The sequence below is a fragment of the Pseudoduganella sp. GW821-FHT11H04 genome, from assembly GCF_058807935.1.
Genome location: NZ_JBXARE010000004.1, coordinates 529,796 through 552,305, shown reverse-complemented (window position 1 = coordinate 552,305; position 22,510 = coordinate 529,796). Strand labels below are relative to the sequence as shown.

The following is a 22,510-nucleotide window of genomic DNA, read 5'->3' as shown; positions in this document are numbered from 1 at the left end:
CTCACGCTGCCCTGGCGATCTCCGGCGCGGCAACGGCGGCGGGACGCAGGCGTACCGCCATCACCATCATGGCCGCGACCAGGCAAGCCACGCCCGCCGTGAACAGTGCCGGGTTATACGTCAGCAGCAACGTGCGCACCTGGCCCGCACCGAAGGCGGCAACTGCAGCGCCCAGTTGGTGGGCGGCGAAGATCCAGCCGAACACCATGCCTGCCTTCTCCTTGCCGAAGGTGGTGGCGACCAGACGCACGGTCGGCGGCACGGTGGCGATCCAGTCCAGGCCATAGAACATCGCGAACAGCGACAGCCCATACAGCGTAAAGCCCGAATACGGAAGCCACAGCAGCGACAGGCCGCGCAGGCTGTAATACCAGAACAGCAGCTTGCGGTTGTCGTAACGGTCGGACAGCCAGCCAGACAGCACGGTGCCCACCAGGTCGAAAGCGCCCATCATCGCCAACACTGAAGCGGCAGGCACGGGACCCAGGCCCGCATCACCGCACAGCGAAATGAAGTGGGTCTGTATCAGGCCATTCGTGCTCAAGCCACAGATGAAGAAACTACCCGCCAACAGCCAGAAAACCATGCTGCCCGAGGCTTCGCGCAGGATGCGGAATGGGGTCGCGAAGCCAAGCACCATCGCGGGCGCTGGCGTTGAAGGCACCGCGACCGGCGTGGTGCCAGGCTGCGGCGCGCCGAACGGCGCCAGCCCAACATCCGAAGGCCGGTTGCGCATCAGTGCGAATACGGCGATGGCAACCAGGCCGCATGCCACCAGCACCGGCAGCACCGCCATACGCCAGCCGAACTTCTCGACCAGCCATGCGCCAACCGGCAAGAAAATCAATTGACCCGTGGCCGAACTGGCGGTCAACATCCCCACTACGAGTCCGCGCCGCGCTTCGAACCAGCGGCTGGACACCACGGCGCTAAGCACCAAGGCCGTCATTCCGGAGCCAACGCCCAGCATCACGCCCCACAGCAGCACCAGTTGCCAGAACTGCGTCATGCCCATCGACAGCAAAGAGCCCGCCGTCACAAGACCAAGCGCGGTCACCACCACATTGCGCAAGCCAAAGCGCTCCATCAGGATCGCCGAAAAAGGCCCCATCAGGCCAAACAAGGCAAAGCGCACAGCCAGCGCGGAAGACACCTGGTCCACGCCCCAGCCGAATTCACGGCTGACAGGCTGCAGCAGCGCGCCCGGCAAGCCAAGTGCGGCCGACGATGTCAGCCCTGTTAGAAAGGTCATGGCAACGATGACCCACGCGTAGTGGATGCCGCGGCGTTGCAACCGCTGGGAGAGAGTATTGGCTATCATGCGCCTCATGTTAGATTACGTTCGTCATTTAAGCAAGAGAAAAGAAAGGCCGGCGCTGGGCCGGCCTTTCATCGACGCGGGGCGCCGGCTTATTTCTTAATCTGGATGGAAGATTTCACTTCCTGCACGCCCTCGACTTTACGGGCTACTTCCACCGCTTTGTCAGCTTCAGCCTTGGTCGGCACGAAGCCGCTCAGCATGACGATACCGCGTTGGGTTTCCACGTGGACGTCCATGGCCTTGACCACTGGGTCGGCAGCCATTTCAGCCTTCACCTTGGTGGTGATCATGGTGTCCGACATCGCAGTGCGGGTGTCGGCGGTTTTTTCACGTGCGGTGTCGGCCAGATTGGTGCCTGCCTCACGCGTATTCCGGGCTACGGCGCCCGTGGTGGTGGTCGCTGTGGCGTTAGGACTTTCAGCAGCGGCGATAGCGTTCTTTTTTGCGGCCTTGGCATCTGCCTTGCAGGCCGATTTCTGCGAACCGCTCATGTCGTCGCAACGTTCCTTGGCCAGGTCGTACTCGGCGTCAGCCAGTTTTTTCCTGGCGTGCTCCACGTCCTTAGGCGTGTTCTGGTACTGCGTGGTCGCATCCAGTTCGGCACGCTTTTCCGCCACTTTGGCCTCTTCCTTGCAGATGTCCTTGGCGTTGTGCTTCAGGCTCTTACAATTGTCCTTCGCTACTTTGTAGTCGGACTCTGCCTTATCCTCAGCGGCTTTATAGGCATTGCGATCGACGTTCTGCGCCAATGCAACCGAAGAGCTGAACAGTGCTGCCAGCGAAATACACAGGATTTTCTTCATGGTTGGTCCCCTTTAGGATGGTTTGCAAAAGGATTACACGCCTCCCGGGGACTAAATTCTGTTCGCCACCGAACACAGTCGGGTTATTGCTCGTCTTTAAGTAAGCCTTTGCTCCAAAGGGCGCGCGCCTGCTCAAAGGGGTTTTGTTCGCTATCGAACACAGTAGCGTTGGAGGCCAGTTGCAACCAGGCACGAGTATTGTGGGAGCCGTGTGCAACAGGTTGGCGAACCTGCATCAGCCATGCATGCACCTGGGCGTATTGCGTTGCGTTGGCACGCTGCGTCCAGGCCAGCGCCACCAGGTCGGAGAAGGCTTCTTCACGGCGCGTATCGCGCATTTCATTCGACAGTGCTTGCAGTTCCGGGTTGTCGGGCAGCTCTTGCGGACCTTCAACGAAGCCGGCCGGCAAGGCGTGCCAGCTGCCGTGCGCCTGACGCCAGCAGTGCCCTACCTCGTGAGCGGTCATCGCTTCGATTAATACTTTTTGCTGTTCGGCTGGCACGCCGGACAGCACTTGCTCAGCTTGCGGATTGCCGCGCATGGAAAAGACGAGCTTGCAACGGCCATCGGCGAAACCCATGGCAAGCGGCACGTCATTCGGTCCGGCTTGCGGCTGGACCACGATATCAATTGGGAGTTGGAGTTCCTGCTTGGCGTAAGCCAGCACGGGAGAGCCGGCCTGCAGCCAGCGGGTTTCGATCTCGGTCAGCTGTGTAGCGCCTGCTGATGCAGCGAACAAGGACAGCAGGAAGGGCAGGCTCAGCTTCATTTCAAACTCCGGTAACTGACTTCAACTATACATGCCTTACGGCAAGCAGTTACCGGAGTTTCAGGGCTGTTACAAAATATTGGCTGAGCTAGCGGACAACTTTATTTTGCGAGCAAGGAGTTGGCAGTTGGGAAAGAAGGACGAATGTCGTTCGGGACTTTCTTCATCTTGTCCAAGGCCTTCTGCACGTCAGGGCGGATGACAACGTACTTCGCCATCATGTCCTTGGCGCGCGCGTAATCGCCGGTCGCTTCAATCGTGAGGAACTCCCGGTCAAGATCCATGACCGCTTGTTTGATCTTCTTGAAGTCGACCGAGAAGGTGCCGTCGCCGTGCGAAACAAAGCCACCCTTATCCAGCAGGTAATTCACCTGGATCGCCATGCCGCGCGCGTGCGAGTCGGTCAGGCCGAAATGCAGCGTGCGGAAGGCCGATGCCAGGAAAGAGATGTGCAGCTTGCGTTCCGCCGCCTCGCCCTGGCCCAGCGTGCCTTTCAGCTGGCCCTTCTCCATCATGTACATCAGGGCGTACAGGCCGGTGATGTCGGCTTTCGCTTCCTCGATGGTGGAATAGGCTTCCTTCAAATCCTGGCGCGGAGTCGACTCGGTCGCGCCCATCCTGGTGATGTGCGGGCCCAGGCCGTGCGTGATTTCATGCGCCAGGATGTGGGTGAAGAAGGAATTGAAGTCCAGGTCCTTCTGGTCTTCCTTGCGCAGCACCAGTTTAGCGATTGGCGTCAGCGTAGCCTTGAATTTTTCTTCCTGCACGTTCTTCAGCATGATGCGCTTGGAACCGCGCTGGCTGATGATGCGCTCGTCGTTCGGCAGGTTGTAGGCGGCGGTCTGCACGCCCATATTGCCGTCGCCCGCGCCGTACACCTGGTTCACCACCACCATCGGCGCCACGGCGCCAACTTTCGGGTTGCGGTATTGCGCGTCCAGCGGCAGGTTGTCTTCCAGTTCCTGCATATGCTTGGCGAAGAAGTCCAGCTTGCGGGTTTCCTTCTCGTCGCGGATGTTCACATATGCTTCGAAGGCGGCCTTGTAGCCAAACAGTTCATCGTTATAGGTTTCGTACGGGCCGATGGTGATGTCGACCGGCGAATCCAGGTCCATCCAGGCAAAGTCGGACGGCAAGTAATCGTTGGAGAGGAAAGCATCCGCGCGCAGGTCGAGGAATTTTTTGAGCGAGGCATTGCTGGTGGCGGCAGCAGCTTCCTTCAGCAGTTTGGAGAGTTTCTCCAGCTCCGGCTTGTACTCGTCCGAATATTTGACGATCTTGAACTTGCCGTCATCGCCCTTGCGGATGGTGGTGAAGAACCATTGCGCATCCTGCTTCTGCGCCGCAGGCAGGCCGTTGATCCATGATTCCAGTTCTTCCTTGGTCGCGCCTTCAGGATAGAAGTTGGAAGCGGCCGGCTTGTGGTCCGGCACCTTGATGCCGGCGACGTCCGCAGGCAGGAAGGATTGGTGGTCGTCCAGGATGGACCATGGCCCTTTGTTCAGCCAGAAGTACTCGGCGCGCGCCTTGCCCAGCGGCGACTGGTCTTTTTGCAGCGCGGCGTAAAGGGCCTCGTTACCGGACCAGCGCTGGCGCAGTTGCAGGGTGTCGACGATTTTTGCGGCTTCGATCAGCTTCTTGATCGCCATGCGATCACCGGCCGACAGCTTGGACGCGTCGGCCTTCAGTTGCACCGGCGCGTAACGCTTGGTCATCTTCTGCAGGTCAGCGAGATTTGCCGGTGCGGCGGCGGCAGTAGCGCTGGCAATCGCCAGCACCAGCGGTGTCAGGATTTTTTTCATGTGGCCTTTTCTCTTGTTAAAAGGAAGGCCACATTGTATTCCCGCGTTTACCAGGCGCGGTAAGTTTTTCCGCTTTCTGCGCCTTCCACGCAACGGCTGTAGGCTCGCGCCACCTGGGCCGAGGACACCGGTTCGAAGCCATAAAACAGCGACTCGAACTTGGCCGCAGACTCCTCCAGTAGCGAAGGATTGACGACGTTGATGCGCAGGCCGCGCAGCAGCTCCACCGCCGCGCCCTGGGCAAAGCCCTCGATGGCGTTGTTGACTGTGACGGTGTTGACGCAGCCGCGCAGCGGATTATGCGCATCCACACCGCTGGTCAGCGTGATCGAACCGCCGTCGTTCAGCGCATGCTGCGCGACGAGGGCCACGTTCACCTGCCCCATCAGCTTCGACCGCAGGCCGATACGGAACTGCTCCTCCGTCATCTCCGCCAGCGGGCCGACATGCAGCGCACCGCACGCCACCACCACATGGTCAACCCGTCCCACGCTGGCAAACAGCTCGCGCACGGACGCCTCATCTTCGATTGTCACGCGATGATCACCGCTGTTGCGCCCTGCAGTGATTACCCGATGGCGTTTACCCAGCTCCCGCACCACCGCACCACCGATAGTGCCGGCGCCGCCAATAACCAGGACCGTCGGCATTACCATACGCGGTAATTCTTGCCGTTTTCCGCACCTTCCACGCTGCGGCTGTAGGCCAGGGCCACGCGCTTCACAGGCACGGTTTCCATGCCGTAGAAGTAAGGACCGTAAGCCTCCACCGATTCGTCCACCAGGGTTGGGCTGATTACGTTGATGCGCAGGCCGCGGGGCATTTCAACCGCCGCGCCGGTGACGAAGCCTTCCACTGCGCGGTTGACGGTGCTGGCGTTGGCGCCGTAGCGGATCGGATTTTCAGAAACGCTGCCGCTGGTCAGGGTGATCGAGCCGCCATCATTCAGGTATTTTTGCGCGGCCAGGGCCACATTCACCTGTCCCATCAACTTGGAATTCAGGCCGATCTGGAACTGCTCCGCGGTCATTTCCGCCAGCGCGCCGAAGTGCAGGTCGCCGGCAGCAACGACCACGCCGTCCACCTTACCGACTTGATTAAACAGCGCCTCGACGGAAGCCGGGTCTTCGATTTTCACCTGGAACTGGCCGCTATTTCGGCCGACGGTGATGACTTCATGGCGCAGGCCCAGTTGTTCCACGATGCCTTTGCCGATGGTGCCCGATGCGCCGATAACGATGACTTTTTTCATTTGTTTTCTCCTGATGGGTTGTGACGTGAAGCCAGTATGCTCTCCGCCCCCACAGGAATAAATGAGCTATCATTTAGCTAATTACTAACTCATGGTTTGCAATGGATAAGTTACGCAGCATGGAAGTCTTCATCGCCGCCGTCGACAGCGGCAGCTTCACGGCGGCCGCCGAGCGTTTCGGCATCTCCGCCGTCATGGTGGGCAAGCATGTGCGCGAACTGGAACAGCGGCTCGGCGCCGCCCTGCTCACCCGCACCACGCGGCGGCAATCGCTGACCGAAATCGGTCGCCAGTACGCCGAGCAATGCCGCGCCATCCTGGCCCAGATCGACGCCGCCGAGCGCGGAGCGGAAACCCTGCGCGGGGCACCGCGCGGTGTGCTGAAGGTGTCATGCGCAGTATCTTTCGGCATGGACTGGCTCGCGCCCATGATCGCCGACTACCTCGAGCAATATCCCGAAGTCAGCATCGACCTGAATCTGAACGACCGCATGATCGACATGGTGGAAGAAGGATTCGACATCTCCATACGCATCGGCACACTGGAAGATTCGTCGCTGGTGGCAAGGCCGCTAGGACCGTATGGCGTGGTAATTTGCGGCTCGCCCGACTACCTGGCGCGGCGCGGCGTACCGCAAGTACCCGCCGACCTCGCGCAGCACGAATGCCTGGAATTCAGCGGCTGGGTGCCGCAAGCGCGCTGGCGGCTGAAAGGAGAAAAAGACGGCCGCAACGTGCCAATAAGCCGGCTGCGCGCCAACAACAGCTACGCCTTGAAGCAAGCCGCGCTGGCCGGCTTCGGCCTGCTGATGCAAGCCGAAGTCGTGCTGGCGCAAGACATCGCCGCCGGCCGCCTGGTGCGCGTGCTGGACGACTACCTGCCAACACCGCGTCCCATGCACCTGCTCTACCCCCGCTCCCGCCAGCCGACCCCAAAGGTCACCAGCTTCATCGACTTCATGCTCTCCCGCTTCCAATAAAAAAGTCGGGGTCAGGTCGAGCAAACGGACACGGGCTCAAGCGCTACGCGCTTGAGCCCGTGTCCGTTTGCTCGACCTGACCCCGACTTTTACGGTGCTTGCCAGCCGCCGCCGAGGGCGCGGGCGAAGCTGACGGTGGCCAGCATGCGCTGGGTGTTGATTTGCACGGCGGCGCGGTCGGCGGCCAGGGCGCTGCGCTGGGCGTCGGTGACGTCGAGGTAGGTGCTGATGCCGCGCTCGTAGCGGGCACGGGCGACGTCGTAGGCGCGGGTGGCGGCTTCGCGGGACGTCGCTTGTACCTTGCCTTGCTGCGTGCGTTGCTGCACGTCGGACAGCGAGTCTTCCACTTCGCGCAGTGCGGTCAGCAGCTTGCCTTCGTGGTTGGCGACCGCTTCTTCATAGCGCGCTTTGGCGACAGTCAAGTTGGACTGGTTGCGGCCGCCGTCAAAGATCGGCAGCGACAGCGCCAGTGGGCCGAAGCTGAATGCGCGCGAGCCGCCTTTGCTGATGTCGCCCAGGCTCTCGGACGCGTAACCGAAGTTGCCGGTCAGGCTGATCGATGGATAGAACGCGCCTTCCGCTACGCCTACGTTGGCATTGGCCGCGCGAAGGCTGGCGACGCTTGCTGCCAGGTCTGGACGGTGCGCCAGCAGGTTGGCAGGCAGGCCGGCAGGGATCACCGGCGGTACGGGCATCTCGGTGGCCGTTGCCGGCGCCAACTGCATGCTGGATGGCGAGGCGCCGACCAAGACGGCCAGTGCGTGTTCCAGCGTGTTGCGCTGGCGTTGGACTTCTTCCAGGTCAGCTTCGGCGTTGGCGCGTTCAATGCGGGCGCGGGAAGTATCCAGTTCGTTCGACAGGCCGGCGTTAAAGCGGGCATTCACCAGGTCTTCGGTTTCCTTGCGGGTCGCCAGGGCGTTGCGCAGGATCGCCATTTCGGCGTCCAGGCCGCGCAGCTGCCAGTAGCTGGTGGCGATCTGGGAGGACAGCAGCAGCAGCACACCGTCGCGGTCGTGGCTTGCCGCCAGCGCTTGCGCATCGGCCGATTCCACCGAGCGGCGCACGCGGCCGAACAGGTCCAGCTCATACGAGAAGCCCGCGGCGACCGAGTAGTTGTTGCCGTGGATCGAGCGGTGGCCCAGCGCGATACCTTGCGAGGTGTTGGCCGAAGTGCGCGAGTTCGATACGCCGGTGCTGACCGTTACGTTTGGCAGCTGGCTGGAACGCACCAGGCCCAGTTGCGCTTCGGCCTGGAACAGTCGCTGCGCCGCCGCCTTCACGGTCGGACTGTCGCGCAGGGCCTGATGTTCAAGCTTGTTCAGCGTGTCGTCGCCGAACACGGTCCACCACTGCGCCGGAAGTTGCGCTTCGCTCGCTGCGCCCTGTGGTGCATGGCGGAAGCCTTGCTCTTGCACGTTTGCCGGCGCTTTAAAATCGCTGCCCACGGTACCGCAGCCGGCCAGTACTGCCGCTGCGCTTACTGCCATTGCAATCAATTTGATGTTCATTCTTTTACCTCAATCTTTTTAGTGCGCACCAGCGCCGCCGCCCGAAGGGGACTTCACTTTATCGGACAGCCACAGGATCAGGATGCAGGACAGCAGGATGCCGCCCACGATCAAGAAGCCGTCGTTGTAAGCCATCACGAAGGACTCGCGGCGTACGATGCTATCCACCGCCTTCAGCGCCTTGTCCGATGCCGTGACCGGGTCGAAGCCCTTGCTCAGGAAGTTCTGCGTCAACTGGTCCAGTCGCAGCTGGGTCGCGGCCGAGAAGCTGTTCACTGCCTCGCCCAGGCGGGCCGAGTGGAAATGTTCACGCTGCGTCAACTGGGTTGCCAGCAGGGCGATGCCGATCGAGCCGCCCAGGTTACGGATCATGTTGAACAGGCTCGATGCCGATGCAGTGTCTTTCGGCGCAATGCCGTTCATCGCAAAGTTCGACAGCGTCAGCATCACAAACGGCTGGCCCATCGCACGCACCACCTGCGACAGCAGCAGCTGGTCGTAGCCGGTGGTCGCGTCCATATAGGCATTCATGATGCAGGACACGCCGAACAAGCCCAGGCCAATCGAGCATAGGATGCGGTTATCGATCTTCATGGACAGCTTGGCCGCAAAAGGCATGATGAACAGCTGCGGCAAGCCGGCCCACATGATCACTTCACCGATCTGCATCGGCGAATAGCCGGCGATCTGGCCCAGGTACAGCGGCAGCAGGAAGGAAGAGCCGTACAGGCCCATGCCCATGACCGCAGCCAGTGCCGACGCCACCAGGAAGTTACGCTGTGCGAACAGGCCAAGGTTGACGAAGGGATGCTCGCGCATCGCGCTCGTCACCACCCAGCCCAGCAAGCCCACAATCGACAGGCCGGCGAAGGCGATGATGAAACCGGATTCGAACCAGTCCTTGCTGTTGCCCTCTTCCAGGAAGATGGTCAGGCAGCCCAGGCCCAGCGCCATGAAGGCGATGCCGAGCCAGTCGGCGTGTAACAGTTCCTTGAGCTTGCGTTCTTCATGATCCAGGCCATACGCCACGCCGGCGATCAGCAGCAGGCCAGGCGCCCAGTTGATGTAGAAGATCGATGGCCAGCCATACAGCTCGCTCAGGTAGCCGCCCAGGGTCGGGCCCATGGAAGGCGCCAGCGTTGCCGTCAGGCCGAAGATCGCCATGCCCACTGCGCGCTTGGAGGCAGGCAGCTTGGCCATGACCAGGGTCATCGCCATCGGGATCAACGCGCCGCCGGTGAAGCCCTGCATCATGCGGAAGAAGATCATGCTCGGCAGGTTCCACGCCGCGCCGCACAGGGTCGAGAACACCAGGAACAGGCCCGTGGTGCCCATCATGTAGCCGCGCATGCCAAAGGTGCGCGTGAGCAGCGCCGTCAGCGGAATCACGATGATCTCGGCCACCAGGTAGGCGGTCGAAATCCAGGAGCCCTCTTCCTGCGTTGCGTTCAGTGCACCAAGGATGTCGCGCAGCGAGGAGTTGGTAATCTGGATGTCCAGCACCGCCATGAAGGCGCCCAGCATGCCCGCGGCAACGGCGATCCAGGTGCGGCCGGAAACAGGTCCTTCCGGCACCGTCATCGGGGCGCTCATTTTGCGTTCGCTTGGGTGTTCGATTTGATGCTGACTTCAGCGATCGCCGACATGCCCGGCACCAGGCGGCCTTCGTAGGCTTTCAGGTCTTCCGGCTTGAAGGTGATCTTCACCGGCACGCGCTGCACGATCTTGGTGAAGTTACCGGTGGCGTTATCGGCCGGCAGCAGCGCGAATTGCGCGCCGGAGGCTGGCGAGAACGAGTCAACGCGGCCAACCAGTTCCTTGCCTGGCAGTGCGTCGATGCTCAGGCTCACTTGCTGGCCCACCTTCATGTCGGCGAGCTGGGTTTCCTTGAAGTTGGCGGTGATCCAGACATTGTCCTGCACCAGCGCCACCAGTTGCTGGCCTGGCTGCACGCGCTGGCCTACTTCCAGGGTGCGCTTGCCGACGCGGCCATCGACCGGGGCGACGATGCGGTTGTAAGCCAGCTGCTGCTGCGCGTCTTTCAGCTGCACTTGCAGCACTTTAACTTGCGCCTTCAGCACTTCACGCGAAGCGGTGGCGGAACCGATTTGCGCTTTCGCTGCAACGGCGCTGTCCTTGCGGGCGGCCACATCGGCGGTTGCGCTGGCGCGAGCGGCGTTGGCGGCATCCAGTTCGGCTTTCGACACTGCCTTCATCTGATTGGTATACAACTGGCCGTAACGCTCGGCGTCCTGCGAAGCGCGCAGCTGGTTGGCTTGCGCCTGCGCGACTTGGGCGGCGGCCGCGCTGGCTTGCGCGTTCACTTGTGCGACCTGGGCGTCGGCCTGCAGGATCTGCTGCTGCACGCTGACGATCTGCGCGTGGATCTGCTCCGCTTTTACTTGCTGGTCGAACGGATCCAGCTCGGCGATCACGTCGCCCGCTTTCACCAGCTGGTTGTCGTCCACCAGCACCTTGGTCACCACGCCGGCGATGCGCGAAGACACCGGGTGCACGTGGCCTGCCACGTAGGCGTTTTCCGTTTCCACGTAATGGTGGGCGCGGTACCACATGCGGCCGCCGGCGCCCAGGGCTGCCAGGGCAATCAGGCCGGCGATCACGAGGACGCGGCGATTAGGTGGAGTGGCGGCTGGCGTCGAAGCTTCTGGCACGGCGCTGAGCACTTTTTGTTCGGCTTGGTTGTGCTGGGACATTTGGAGTAACTCCATAAAATGAAATGAGTTCAGGGCATTATTCGTCAATCAATGAACAAAGTCAAGAAATGAAACGATTGCATTTCATTTTAATTTGGCATAAAGTGAGGGCTATCTGATAGCCTTCGGGCATTACGTACGGTCTTCAATCATGTCTGCTGAACAACTTCCTGAGCCAGTCAAAGCCGGGCGCCCCAAGGCGGCCGAAGCCGAGGCACGCCTTAACGACCTGATGGATACGGCTTCGCGCCTCATCCTCGAAAAGGGTTATGGCAAGGTCAGCCTGGAAGCCATTGCTAAAGAAGCACGGGTTGCCGTGCGCACGATTTATGTGAAGTTCGGCGGCAAGGCCGGCCTGCTCAAAGCTATCCTGCTGCGTTACCGGGCCGGCGCCTTCGACCCTAGCGGCATGGAGACCCTGCACCGCCCTGTCCGAGACACCCTGATGGAATTCGGGCTGCGCTTCCACCGACTGGTCAGCACACCTAGCGCCACGGCCTTGTACCAGATCGTGGTGGCCGAGGCGCACGCCAATCCCGACCTGGCGGAAGCCTTCTGGGAGGCGGGTCCGCGCCAGACGCGTGAGCTGCTGGCACGCTACTTCGCCCGCCCCGACATTGCGGCCCAACTCGATACCGACGCCCCGCCCGAGCGGCTGGCGATCCACCTGATGAACTGCCTGATGGGCGACCAGTTGCACCGCTTCCTGTTCGAATCGCGCTGCGGCGTTGCGACCACTCCGGAGCAGATCGAACAAGGCGTGGACCTGTTCCTGCGCGGAGTTTTGAAGCGTTAAGCGCACCTTAAGCGTGCGCTACAGCGTATGTGCGCTGGCGCACGGTAGCGTGTTGGCTAGCTGCTGGATACTGACCTTCTCAAGAACCAAAATATGAGTAGGAGGTTGTATGAGCAAGGTCGATCGGCTCGAGTGGAGCAGGAAAATCGCGACGCTTAACGAGCGCATCAAAGGATTCCAGGAAGACCCTAGCAAGGAGCACCTGGATGCGGCGATCAATGAACTCAAGGCCTATGCAGAAGCCGCCAGCAGCGGCGGCATTGAAATTCCAGAACGCTTCATAGCGAGCTAACAACAAACCGGGCAAAAGCCCGGTTTTTTTATTGCAGCAAATCGCTTCATATGTCACGATGCCCACCCCTAGTGTCAACTTTTTGGTAGTGAAACATGACCGAACAACAAGTAACTGAACAGCAGAAAATCGACGACCAGAAGTTCTTCGAGAACATCGATGCCTACATCGCCCTGGCGAACGCCCACGAAAACGCCAACAAAGGCGCCCCACAGCTGGTAGGCGCCAGCCTGTTGTTCTCCGCAGCCCGCTACAACATCTTCCTGGTAGCCCGCGCCCAACCAGACCGCGCTACCTTCGACGGCAAGAAAGAAGAAGCCAAAGCCTACTTCATGGACCAGTTCAGCAAGATGTTTGACGACAACTGGGAAGACTACGGCAACCACTTCCAGCAATACAGCGGCCAGAAGTAATGTCCACCATGGGGTCAGGAACAAAAGTGGACATTTTTGTTCCTCCCCATGTCTTTGCGGTTCACCTGATGTAGATCAGTCTGCCGTATTTTCGTGGTGCTATCGTCGGTGAATGAGCCGACCACCACGCCCACTTCTCCCTGGCGCCTATTACCACTTGACCGCACGTGGCAACCGCAAGGCGAATATCTTCCTCGACGAACGCGATTTCCTGATCTGGCACGACCTGGTCGGGCGCACCGCTGACCGCTTCGGCTTCATCTGCCATGCTTATTGCCAGATGCCGAACCACTTCCACTTACTGCTGGAAACGCCTTTGCCGAACCTGTCGGAGGGTATGCATTTCCTGAACTGTTTGTATTCGCAGCATTTCAACCTGCGCCATGGGCTGACGGGGCATGTATTCCAGGGACGCTACCATTCAGTCCTGTTGGAAGAAGAGCCGCACTTCCTTGAACTGGCACGCTATATCCCTTTGAACCCGGTACGGGCCGGGCTGGTTAAAGTTCCTGAAAATTGGCCCTGGAGCAGTTACGGCGCGACCGCTGGACTCGTTGCAACCCCAGCCTGGTTGAATACGTCGACGATTCTTGAACGCTTTCACGGCACCGATGCTAACGAGCGCATGCGCGCTTATAGCAGCTTTGTAAATGCCGGGATCGGCGGGCATGATCCAACGAAGTCTCCCGTCCTCCCGGCCATTGATGGCAAGAGAGGCCGCAATCAGGCAATTGCCGAAGCGCTGCGTGCAGGCCAGTACAGCCCGGCCCAGATTGCGGAGCATTTCAAGGTATCAACAAAGACCGTACAAAGAATACGCGCAGCCGAAGCTGCGCGTTGAAGAGATGAAAATGTCCACTTTTGTTCCTGACCCCACGGTGGACATTTTTCTGGGCAAGCTTAGCGCTTGCGCGGTGGTGGCAGGTCGGTGCAGACGCCTTCGTAGGCCTCGGCGGCCATGCCGATCGATTCGCCCAGGGTTGGGTGCGGGTGGATGGTTTTGCCGATATCCACGCCGTCGGCGCCCATTTCGATTGCAAGCGCGATTTCACCGATCATGTCGCCGGCATGGGTGCCGACGATGGTGCCGCCGATGATGCGGTGGGTTTCGGCGTCGAACAGCAGCTTGGTGAAGCCTTCCTCACGGCCGTTCGCAACCGCGCGGCCGCTGGCTGCCCATGGGAAGTGGCCTTTCTCGACCTTAATGCCCTTGGCTTTCGCTTCGTCTTCGGTGATGCCGGCCCATGCCACTTCCGGATCGGTGTAGGCCACCGATGGAATGATCTTGGCGTCGAAGTAGGCTTTCTCGCCGTGGGCTGCTTCCGCTGCAACGTGCGCTTCGTGCACGGCTTTGTGGGCGAGCATTGGCTGGCCGACGAGGTCGCCGATCGCGAAGATGTGCGGTACGTTGGTGCGCATCTGGCTGTCGACGTTGATGAAGCCGCGGTCGGTGACGATCACGCCGGCTTTGTCGGCGGCGAGCTTCTTGCCGTTCGGGCTGCGGCCGACCGCGACCAGGACCATGTCGTACAGCTGCGGTTCCGGTGCGGTGGCACCGGCTTCGGCTGCTTCGAAGGTGACCTTGATCCCTTCCGGCAGCGCTTCCACGCCGACGGTCTTGGTCTTGGTCATGATGCGGTCGAAGCGCTTTTCGTTGTACTTCTGCCAGACTTTGACGGCTTCGCGGTCTGCGCCTTGCATCAGGCCGTCCATCATTTCGACCACGTCGATGCGTGCGCCGAAGGTGCTGTACACGGTGGCCATTTCCAGGCCGATGATGCCGCCGCCGATGACCAGCATCTTCTTCGGCATGAAGCGCAGTTCGAGCGCGCCGGTGCTGTCGACGATGCGGTTGTCTTCAGGGACGAATGGCAGCTTCACGACGCTGGAACCAGCGGCGATGATGGCTTGTTTGAACTGGACCACTTTCTTGCTACCGTCGGCTGCGGTGACTTCGATGTGGTTAGGGCTGAGGAACTGGCCTACGCCCTGCACTACGTTCACCTTGCGCATCTTGGCCATGCCTGCCAGGCCGGTGGTCATCTTCTTAATGACGCCTTCCTTGTAGCTGCGCACCTGGTCGATGTCGATCATCGGCTTAGCGAAGGTGACGCCGTTCTTGGCCATGTGGCTGGTTTCGTCCACCACGGCTGCCAGGTGCAGCAGGGCTTTCGATGGAATACAGCCGACGTTCAGACAGACGCCGCCCAGGGTCGCGTATTTCTCGACCAGCACGGTGTTCATGCCCAGGTCTGCGGAGCGGAAGGCGGCGGAGTAGCCGCCTGGGCCGCCGCCCAGAACCATCATGTCGCAGGTGATGTCGACTTGGCCGGCGTAGCCGCCGGCGGTCGGTGCGAGCGCAGGTGCGGCCGGTGCGGCTGCTGCTGCAGGCGCTGCGGCTGGTGCCGGAGCTGCGGCTGCAGGCGCCGGTGCGGCCGCCGGGGCAGCAGCGGAGCCGGCGGCTTCTTCAACCACCATCAGCGCGGAGCCTTCGCTCACCTTGTCGCCGACCTTGATCTTGAGTTCCTTAATCACGCCTGCGTGGGTCGATGGAATCTCCATCGATGCCTTGTCGGATTCGACGGTGGCCAGGGACTGGTCGACCTTGACGGTATCGCCAACCTTAACCAGCAGCTCAATCACTTCAACGTCCTTGAAGTCGCCAATGTTCGGTACTTTAACTTCGATCATCGTGGCCTCCTTACAGCAGGATCTTGCGCATATCGGCCAGTACTTCGGCCAGGTATGCAGCGAAGCGTGCACCGGACGCGCCGTCGACCACGCGGTGGTCGTAGGACAGCGACAGCGGCAGCATCAGGCGCGGCACGAACTGCTTGCCGTCCCATACTGGCTTCATGGAGGACTTGGACAGGCCGAGGATCGCCACTTCCGGTGCGTTCACGATCGGGGTGAATGCAGTACCGCCGATGCCGCCCAGCGAGGAGATGGTGAAGCAGGCGCCCTGCATGTCGGTCGGCTTCAGCTTGCCTTCGCGCGCTGCCAGCGACAGTTCCCCCATTTCCTTGGCGATTTGCGATACGGACTTCTGGTCGGCGTTCTTCACGACCGGTACCACCAGGCCTTGCGGGGTGTCGGCGGCGAAGCCGATGTTGTAGTACTTCTTCAGGATCAGGTTCTCGCCCTTCTCGTCCAGGGACGAGTTGAAGGTCGGGTATTTCTTCAGCGCGGAGACGGAAGCTTTGATCACGAATGCCAGCATGGTGAGCTTGACGGCGTCCTTGTTCTTGGCGTTCGCGTTGTTGCTGTCGACGCGGAACTGTTCCAGGTCGGTGATGTCTGCGTCTTCGAACTGCGTTACGTGCGGGATCATTACCCAGTTGCGGTGCAGGTTCGGGCCGGAAATCTTCTTGATGCGCGGCAGCGGGGACAGCTCAGTTTCGCCGAACTTGCTGAAGTCCAGCGATGGCCATGGCAGCAGGTTCAGGCCTGCACCACCACCACCGGCGGCTGGTGCAGCGCTCGGTGCTGCGACTGCGCCGGACACGATGCCTTTGACGTAGTTCTGCACGTCCAACTGGGTCACGCGGCCTTTCGGGCCGGTGCCCCCAACGCGGGTCACATCGACGCCCAGTTCGCGGGCGAACTTGCGGACGGATGGCGAGGCGTGGGCGAGTTTGCCGTTCACCGCTGGGGCGGACGGTGCTGGCGCGGCGGCCGCAGGCGCAGGTGCAGCGGCAGCAGGAGCTGCGGCTGGTGCCGAAACCGCAGCTGGCGCAGCGGCCGGTGCAGCAGCGGCTGGGGCGCCGCCGCCGACTGCGTCAACGATCAGCACCAGGGAGCCTTCAGCGACCTTGTCGCCTACCTTCACCTTCACTTCTTTCACCACGCCGGCGTGCGACGATGGGATTTCCATGGAGGCTTTGTCGGATTCGACGGTCACCAGGGATTGGTCCTTGGCGATGGTGTCGCCAACCTTGACCAGCACTTCGATGACTTCCACTTCCTTGAAGTCGCCGATGTCGGGGACTTTCACCTCGACCGGGCCGGCCGACACAGCCGGCGCAGCTGCTGGTGCAGCGGCGGCAGGCGCAGGGGCGGCAGCTGCGGCCGGAGCGGCTGCAGGGGCAGCGGCCGGCGCTGCAGCTGCGGCTGCACCGGAAGCTTCAACGATCAGCACCAGCGTGCCTTCGGCAACCTTATCGCCGACCTTCACTTTGATTTCCTTGACGACGCCAGCCTGCGACGATGGGATCTCCATCGATGCCTTATCCGATTCAACGGTCAACAGCGACTGGTCAACCTTGATCGTGTCGCCCACCTTGACCATCAGCTCGATCACTTCAACTTCCTTGAAGTCGCCGATATCCGGGACTTTCACTTCAACCATGCTCATAGTGTTTGCTCCGTCTTCTTATTTATTGGGTCACCGGATTTGGCTTGTTCGGGTTGATGCCGTACTTCTTGATGGCGTCTTCCACCACCGACATCGCGATCTTGCCTTCGTCCGCCAGGGCGCGCAGGGAAGCGACGGTGATGTAGTAACGGTTCACCTCGAAGAACTCGCGCAGCTTGGCGCGGCTGTCCGAACGGCCAAAGCCATCGGTACCCAGCACCTTGTAGGTGCGGCCGGCAGGGATGTATGGACGGATCTGGTCAGCGAATGCACGCATGTAGTCGGTGGTTGCAACGATCGGGCCGGTAGTATCCTTCAGCAGGCCGGTCACGTAAGGCACGCGCTGTTCCTTGGTCGGGTTGACCATGTTCCAGCGGTCGCAGTCCTGGCCATCGCGCGCCACCAGGGTCAGCGAAGGAGCGGACCACACGTCGGCAGCGATGTTCCAGTCGTTCTTCAGCAACTCCGCCGCGAAGATGGATTCGCGCAGGATGGTGCCCGAACCGACCAGCTGCACGCGCTGCTTGGCTTTCTTGTCGCCCTCTTGCAGCAGGTACATGCCCTTCAGGATGCCCTCTTCCTGGCCAGCTTTCAGGCCTGGGTGAGCATAGTTCTCATTCATGATGGTGATGTAGTAGAACACGTCTTCCTGCTCACCCACCATGCGACGCAGGCCGTCCTGGATGATCACGGCCAGTTCGTGGCCGAAGGTCGGATCGTACGGTACGCAGTTCGGGATGGTCGCTGCGACGATATGGCTGTGGCCATCTTCGTGCTGCAGGCCTTCGCCGTTCAGAGTGGTACGGCCGGCGGTACCCGCCATCAGGAAGCCGCGAGCACGCATATCGCCCGCTGCCCAAGCCAGGTCGCCAACGCGCTGCAGGCCGAACATCGAGTAGTAGGTGAAGAACGGGATCATCACGCGGTTGTTGGTCGAGTACGAGGTCGCAGCTGCGATCCACGAGCTCATACCACCGGCTTCGTTGATACCCTCTTGCAGGATCTGGCCGGCCTTGTCTTCGCGGTAGTACATCACCTGGTCTTTGTCGACCGGCTCGTACAACTGGCCTTGCTGGTTGAAGATACCGATCTGGCGGAACAGGCCTTCCATACCGAAGGTACGGGACTCGTCAACCAGGATAGGCACAACACGCTGGCCCAGGGACTGGTCGCGCAGCAGTGCGGTGATGATACGCACGTAAGCCTGGGTGGTGGAGATCTCGCGGCCTTCCGGAGTCGGGTCGGTCACGGCCTTGAAGGCTTCCAGGCTTGGCACGACCAGCTGCTCGTCGGCCTTGGTACGGCGCGATGGCAGGTAGCCGCCCAGGGCCTTGCGGCGCTCGTGCAGGTACTTCATTTCAGGCGCGTCGTCGGACGGCTTGAAGAATGGGATGTCTTTCAGCTGATCGTCAGGGATCGGAATGTTGAAGCGGTCGCGCATTTCGCGGATTGCCTCGTCGTCCAGCTTCTTGGTCTGGTGGGCGGTGTTGCGCGCTTCACCGGACTTGCCCATGCCGAAGCCTTTAACGGTCTTCACCAGCAGCACGGTTGGCTTGCCGACGGATTCGTTAGCCTGCTTGAATGCAGCATAGATCTTGTGCGGATCGTGGCCGCCGCGGGTCAGGCGCCAGATGTCGTCGTCGGACATATTGGCGACCATTTCCAGCAGCTTTGGATGCTTGCCGAAGAAGTGCTTGCGCACGTAGGCGCCGTCCTTGGCCTTGTAGTTCTGGTATTCGCCGTCCACGGTTTCCATCATCACGCGCTGCAGGATGCCGTCCTTGTCCTGTGCCAGCAGGTTGTCCCAACCCGGGCCCCAGATGACTTTGATGACGTTCCAGCCGGCGCCGCGGAAGTCCGCTTCCAGCTCTTGAATGATCTTGCCATTGCCGCGCACTGGGCCGTCCAGGCGCTGCAGGTTACAGTTCACGACGATGTTCAGGTTGTCCAGCTGTTCGCGGGCAGCCATGCCGATCGCACCCATCGATTCCGGTTCGTCCATCTCGCCGTCGCCGCAGAAGGCCCACACTTTACGGCCGTCGGTGTTGGCGATGCCGCGTGCGTGCAGGTACTTCAGGAAGCGCGCCTGATAGATCGCCATCAACGGGCCCAGGCCCATCGACACGGTCGGGAATTGCCAGAATTCCGGCATCAGTTTCGGGTGCGGGTAGGAAGACAGGCCTTTGCCGTCGACTTCTTTACGGAAGTTCAACAGTTGTTCTTCGCTCAGGCGGCCTTCCAGGAAAGCGCGCGCGTAGACGCCAGGGGACGAGTGGCCCTGGATGTACAGCAGGTCGCCGCCGTGGTTTTCGCTCTCGGCTTTCCAGAAGTGGTTAAAGCCAATGCCCAGCATGTTCGCCAGCGAGGCGAAGGAGGACAGGTGGCCGCCCAGGTCGCCGTCGGCGCGGTTGGCCTTAACGACCATCGCCATCGCGTTCCAGCGCATCCACGAGCGCAGGCGCTCTTCGTATTCCAGGTTGCCTGGGCAGTGGACTTCTTTGTGGGCGGGGATTGTGTTGACGTAGGCGGTATTGGCGGAGAACGGGATGTCGGCGCCGCGGCGGCGGGCCAGGTCGACCAGGCGTTCCATCAGGTAGTGGGCACGGTCAGGGCCTTCGTTTTCCAGGACGGCTTCCAACGCCTCCAGCCATTCTTTGGTTTCCTGTGCATCAGGATCGTTGGCGGTTTGTGCCGTGACCTGGTCAAGTTGAGCTGACATGTAACTAGTCTCCTATCGTTTAAGAAGGCGCCCCACCCTGTGTGCTCCCGGACGGTGCTGGTAATTATTTCGTAAGACTTTGGCTAAGTGTGAAGGATTCTATCAGCGAATCCGCGGTTTTTCAAATTGCGAAAGAAGATTTTACAATGTGAAATGAAGTGTCGGATTAATACTAAGGTCTAGTTGTTTGTAGGAAATTTCCTACTTATACTCAGTTACATGGAGACCCTGACTAATCAGGCACCGCCTGCCGAAGTCGTTTCAATCCGCACCCTGCAGCGCGAACGCAGCGCTCGCAAGGAGGCGGAGTCGCTGCTCGAGCAAAAGAGCCGCGAGCTGTATGAAAAAAACCAGTTCTTACAAGAGAGCGAACTACGCTACCGCAACCTGGTGGAACTGGCGCCGGATGCGATCTGGATCCATTCCCAGGGCCGCATCACCTTCCTGAACCAGGCCGCCCTACGCCTGTTTGGCGCTACCTGCGCGGAGCAATTGCTCGACACTTCTGCTGTGGACCGGGTGCCTGAACAGTTCCGTGGCACGGTCGAAGCCTGGACGCCAATGGAACTGGATAAGGTGCACCAGCGCCCGCGCAGCGAGTTGCAGTTGCTGCGGCTGGACGGCAAGCCCGTGGACGTGGAATTCTTTGGATGTTCGATCCGCTTCAATAATCACGATTCGGTGATGCATGCGGCGCACGATGTCACCGAGCGCCTGCAGCAGGTAGCGATCCGCCATCGCGCCACCCACGACGAGCTGACCGGCCTGGCCAACCGCACCCTTTTCCTCGAACTGCTGGCAGACCGGATCGAGAAGGCGCATTGCGCCGGCACCTCACTCGCGGTGGCCTTTGTCGACCTGGATAAGTTCAAGCAGATCAACGACACGCGCGGCCATGCGGTCGGTGATGAATTGCTGCGCATCGTGGCGTCCGTGCTGCGCAGTTGCGTGCGCGACAGCGATACCGTGGCCCGTCTCGGCGGCGACGAATTCGTGCTGCTGCTCGATAGCGCCCAGCCGCATTTGACGCCGGCCGTGCTGGCCGAGCGTATCAGCCAGCGGCTGTCGGAGCCTGTTTTGCTGGCGGGCCAGCAGCATGTCATCACAGCCAGCATTGGCTTGAGTGTCTATCCCGACGACGGCCTGCACGCGGAAGAATTGCTGCGCCATGCGGATATCGCCATGTATCACTCAAAAGGCCAACGCTGCAGCGGCGTGCAGTTTTTCACGCCGGACATGCAGCGTCGCCTGGATGCGCGGCTGACGATGGAGCAAGGCTTGCTGCGCGCCTTGAAACGTGAAGAATTCGTGCTGCATTTCCAGCCGCAGGTGGATTTGCGCAGCGGCGCCATCATCGGACTCGAGGCGCTGCTGCGCTGGCAGTCGCCGGAATTGGGGATGGTGCCGCCGATGGAGTTCATCCCGGTGGCGGAAGAAAGCAACCTGATTGTCGATATCGGCAAATGGGTGTTGGAGAAAACCTGCGCTACCTTGCGCGAATGGCAGGACGCGGGCGTGCCGGTGGTGCCGGTCGCGATCAATATCGCCGCTTCCCAGTTTGCACGCCAGGATTTCGACCTCACTGTTAAAGATGCGCTGTACCGCTTCGATGTCGCTCCCGGCCTGCTGGAACTGGAACTGACCGAAAGCCTGTCGATGGGCGACCCGATGGGTTCCATCACGCTGATGCAGCGCTTGCGCGCCATCGGCATCAATATGGCGATCGACGATTTCGGCACCGGCTACTCCAACCTCAGTTACCTGAAGCGCTTCCCCGTCGACCGGCTCAAGATTGATAAAAGCTTCACCTCCGGCCTGGCGACCAATGCCGAGGACCACGCCATCGTCACCGCCGTGATCAGCCTGGCCCACAGCCTGGGCCTGAAAGCCATCGCCGAAGGCGTCGAGACCGAAGACCAGCTGCAACTGCTGCTGGCGGAAGGCTGCGACGAAATCCAGGGCTACTACTTCAGCCGCCCCTTGCCGGAACCGGCGGCGCGCGAGATGCTGCTGCGGCGCCCTACTTTAGCAACTCCTTAAGCATCCGGCGCGGGTTCGCCATGAAGTCGTGCATGACCTCATAGTGCTCGGTGTCTTCGTAGGCACGTTGGCGGATGCCGTCTGGCGTGCAGACGAAGATCGAGGCTTCGGGATAAGCCATCAGGATCGGCGAGTGCGTCGCTATAACAAATTGCGAGCCGCCCTGCACCAGACTGTGAATTCGCGCCAGCGCCGCCAACTGGCGTTGTGGTGACAGCGCTGCTTCCGGCTCATCGAGGATGTACAGGCCCTTGCCGCCGAATCGGTGCTGCAGAAGCGCCAAAAAAGATTCGCCGTGCGATTGCTCGTGCAGCGAGCGCCCGCCGTAGGCGTGCAGCAGCGATCCGATCTGCTCAATTTCGGTGGCGACATTGAAAAAGCTCTCAGCGCGCAGGAAGTAGCCGTCCCGAGGCATCCGCACGCCGCGTGCGACGCGCAGGTATTCGTGCAGCCCGGAATGCGAGGCGCGCGTGCTGAAATTGAAGTTCTTGCTGCCGCCTTCAGGGTTGAAGCCCAGCGCGACAGCAAGCCCCTCCAATAAAGTCGACTTGCCCGAGCCATTTTCGCCGACGATAAAGGTCACCGCCGGGTCGAATTCGAGGCGGCCGAGGTGACGGACGGCGGGCAGGCAGAAGGGATAGGCCGAAAAGTCAGGCTCCTTGTCTGGCCGCAGCCGAACGTCAATTAGGTACTGGTTTGAGATCATTTGTTATCAATCGTACAATCATGTGCAGTGCAGCACAAGG

19 protein-coding genes are annotated in these 22,510 nt (G+C 60.9%); 6 read left to right on the top strand and 13 right to left on the bottom strand.

The features are described 5' to 3' along the window. Window position 1: 1 nt before the first annotated feature. The 6 genes from AC1RTP_RS12760 to AC1RTP_RS12735 all read right to left on the bottom strand — a co-directional run bounded on the left by AC1RTP_RS12760 (window position 2) and on the right by AC1RTP_RS12735 (window position 5,948). Complete coding sequence (locus AC1RTP_RS12760) at window positions 2–1,321, bottom strand: MFS transporter (protein ID WP_498607991.1); 1,320 nt, start codon at window positions 1,319–1,321, stop codon at window positions 2–4. A gap of 89 nt (window positions 1,322–1,410) precedes the next feature. Then, on the bottom strand, window positions 1,411–2,124 hold the full coding sequence (locus AC1RTP_RS12755) for a BON domain-containing protein (RefSeq protein ID WP_498607990.1): 714 nt from the start codon (window positions 2,122–2,124) through the stop codon (window positions 1,411–1,413). An 83-nt stretch (window positions 2,125–2,207) separates the two neighbouring features. Next, window positions 2,208–2,894, bottom strand: coding sequence for a hypothetical protein (locus AC1RTP_RS12750; RefSeq protein ID WP_498607989.1), 687 nt, complete (start codon window positions 2,892–2,894; stop codon window positions 2,208–2,210). A 101-nt stretch (window positions 2,895–2,995) separates the two neighbouring features. After that, complete coding sequence (locus AC1RTP_RS12745; protein WP_498607988.1) at window positions 2,996–4,696, bottom strand: DUF8614 domain-containing protein; 1,701 nt, start codon at window positions 4,694–4,696, stop codon at window positions 2,996–2,998. Between the two features lie 47 nt (window positions 4,697–4,743). Then, window positions 4,744–5,346, bottom strand: coding sequence for a short chain dehydrogenase (locus tag AC1RTP_RS12740; RefSeq protein ID WP_498607987.1), 603 nt, complete (start codon window positions 5,344–5,346; stop codon window positions 4,744–4,746). Continuing rightward, a complete protein-coding gene (locus tag AC1RTP_RS12735) occupies window positions 5,346–5,948 on the bottom strand; it encodes a short chain dehydrogenase (RefSeq protein ID WP_498607986.1) in 603 nt (200 codons plus the stop codon). The genes AC1RTP_RS12740 and AC1RTP_RS12735 overlap by 1 nt, the downstream gene beginning before the upstream one ends. A gap of 101 nt (window positions 5,949–6,049) precedes the next feature. Here AC1RTP_RS12735 and AC1RTP_RS12730 point away from each other — a divergent pair, with 101 nt between their 5' ends. Beyond that, window positions 6,050–6,928, top strand: coding sequence for a LysR family transcriptional regulator (locus AC1RTP_RS12730; protein WP_498607985.1), 879 nt, complete (start codon window positions 6,050–6,052; stop codon window positions 6,926–6,928). Window positions 6,929–7,017: 89 nt separating this feature from the next. On the opposite strand, the gene AC1RTP_RS12725 is transcribed toward AC1RTP_RS12730, so the two are convergent. From AC1RTP_RS12725 to AC1RTP_RS12715, 3 genes are read right to left on the bottom strand one after another with little or no spacing between them, the layout of a single operon-like run. Continuing rightward, window positions 7,018–8,436 (bottom strand): efflux transporter outer membrane subunit, encoded by a 1,419-nt coding sequence (locus tag AC1RTP_RS12725; protein WP_498607984.1) that lies wholly within the window; start codon window positions 8,434–8,436, stop codon window positions 7,018–7,020. 18 nt (window positions 8,437–8,454) lie between these two features. Further along, on the bottom strand, window positions 8,455–10,029 hold the full coding sequence (locus tag AC1RTP_RS12720; RefSeq protein WP_498607983.1) for a DHA2 family efflux MFS transporter permease subunit: 1,575 nt from the start codon (window positions 10,027–10,029) through the stop codon (window positions 8,455–8,457). Continuing rightward, a complete protein-coding gene (locus tag AC1RTP_RS12715; protein ID WP_498607982.1) occupies window positions 10,026–11,150 on the bottom strand; it encodes an HlyD family secretion protein in 1,125 nt (374 codons plus the stop codon). Before AC1RTP_RS12715 ends, AC1RTP_RS12720 begins: the two co-directional genes overlap by 4 nt. A 151-nt stretch (window positions 11,151–11,301) precedes the next feature. Here AC1RTP_RS12715 and AC1RTP_RS12710 point away from each other — a divergent pair, with 151 nt between their 5' ends. From AC1RTP_RS12710 to AC1RTP_RS12695, 4 genes are all read left to right on the top strand, one after another. Continuing rightward, entirely contained in the window at window positions 11,302–11,946 is a 645-nt protein-coding gene (locus AC1RTP_RS12710; RefSeq protein ID WP_498607980.1) for a TetR/AcrR family transcriptional regulator, read from the top strand. Window positions 11,947–12,055: 109 nt separating this feature from the next. Next, a complete protein-coding gene (locus AC1RTP_RS12705) occupies window positions 12,056–12,238 on the top strand; it encodes a hypothetical protein (protein ID WP_498607979.1) in 183 nt (60 codons plus the stop codon). 95 nt (window positions 12,239–12,333) lie between these two features. After that, window positions 12,334–12,651 carry a DUF3144 domain-containing protein gene (locus AC1RTP_RS12700; protein ID WP_498607977.1) on the top strand — a complete coding sequence of 106 codons (318 nt, stop codon included), beginning with the start codon at window positions 12,334–12,336 and terminating at the stop codon, window positions 12,649–12,651. A gap of 157 nt (window positions 12,652–12,808) precedes the next feature. Beyond that, window positions 12,809–13,492 (top strand): transposase, encoded by a 684-nt coding sequence (locus AC1RTP_RS12695; RefSeq protein ID WP_498607976.1) that lies wholly within the window; start codon window positions 12,809–12,811, stop codon window positions 13,490–13,492. A 59-nt stretch (window positions 13,493–13,551) separates the two neighbouring features. Here the strand turns inward: AC1RTP_RS12695 and lpdA are convergent, their stop codons facing one another. From lpdA to aceE, 3 genes are read right to left on the bottom strand one after another with little or no spacing between them, the layout of a single operon-like run. Further along, a complete protein-coding gene (gene lpdA, locus AC1RTP_RS12690) occupies window positions 13,552–15,342 on the bottom strand; it encodes a dihydrolipoyl dehydrogenase (RefSeq protein WP_498607974.1) in 1,791 nt (596 codons plus the stop codon). 10 nt (window positions 15,343–15,352) lie between these two features. Further along, window positions 15,353–17,005, bottom strand: a complete 1,653-nt coding sequence (gene aceF / locus AC1RTP_RS12685; protein ID WP_498607973.1) for a dihydrolipoyllysine-residue acetyltransferase — start codon at window positions 17,003–17,005, stop codon at window positions 15,353–15,355. 22 nt (window positions 17,006–17,027) lie between these two features. Beyond that, window positions 17,028–19,724: a pyruvate dehydrogenase (acetyl-transferring), homodimeric type gene (gene aceE / locus AC1RTP_RS12680; RefSeq protein WP_498607972.1), complete on the bottom strand. Its 2,697-nt coding sequence runs from the start codon at window positions 19,722–19,724 to the stop codon at window positions 17,028–17,030. Between the two features lie 219 nt (window positions 19,725–19,943). On the opposite strand from aceE, the gene AC1RTP_RS12675 reads away from it, so the two are divergent. Then, window positions 19,944–21,764 (top strand): putative bifunctional diguanylate cyclase/phosphodiesterase, encoded by a 1,821-nt coding sequence (locus AC1RTP_RS12675; RefSeq protein ID WP_498607970.1) that lies wholly within the window; start codon window positions 19,944–19,946, stop codon window positions 21,762–21,764. On the opposite strand, the gene AC1RTP_RS12670 is transcribed toward AC1RTP_RS12675, so the two are convergent. Next, window positions 21,745–22,470, bottom strand: a complete 726-nt coding sequence (locus tag AC1RTP_RS12670; protein WP_498607969.1) for an AAA family ATPase — start codon at window positions 22,468–22,470, stop codon at window positions 21,745–21,747. The genes AC1RTP_RS12675 and AC1RTP_RS12670 overlap by 20 nt on opposite strands. Window positions 22,471–22,510 lie beyond the last annotated feature (40 nt).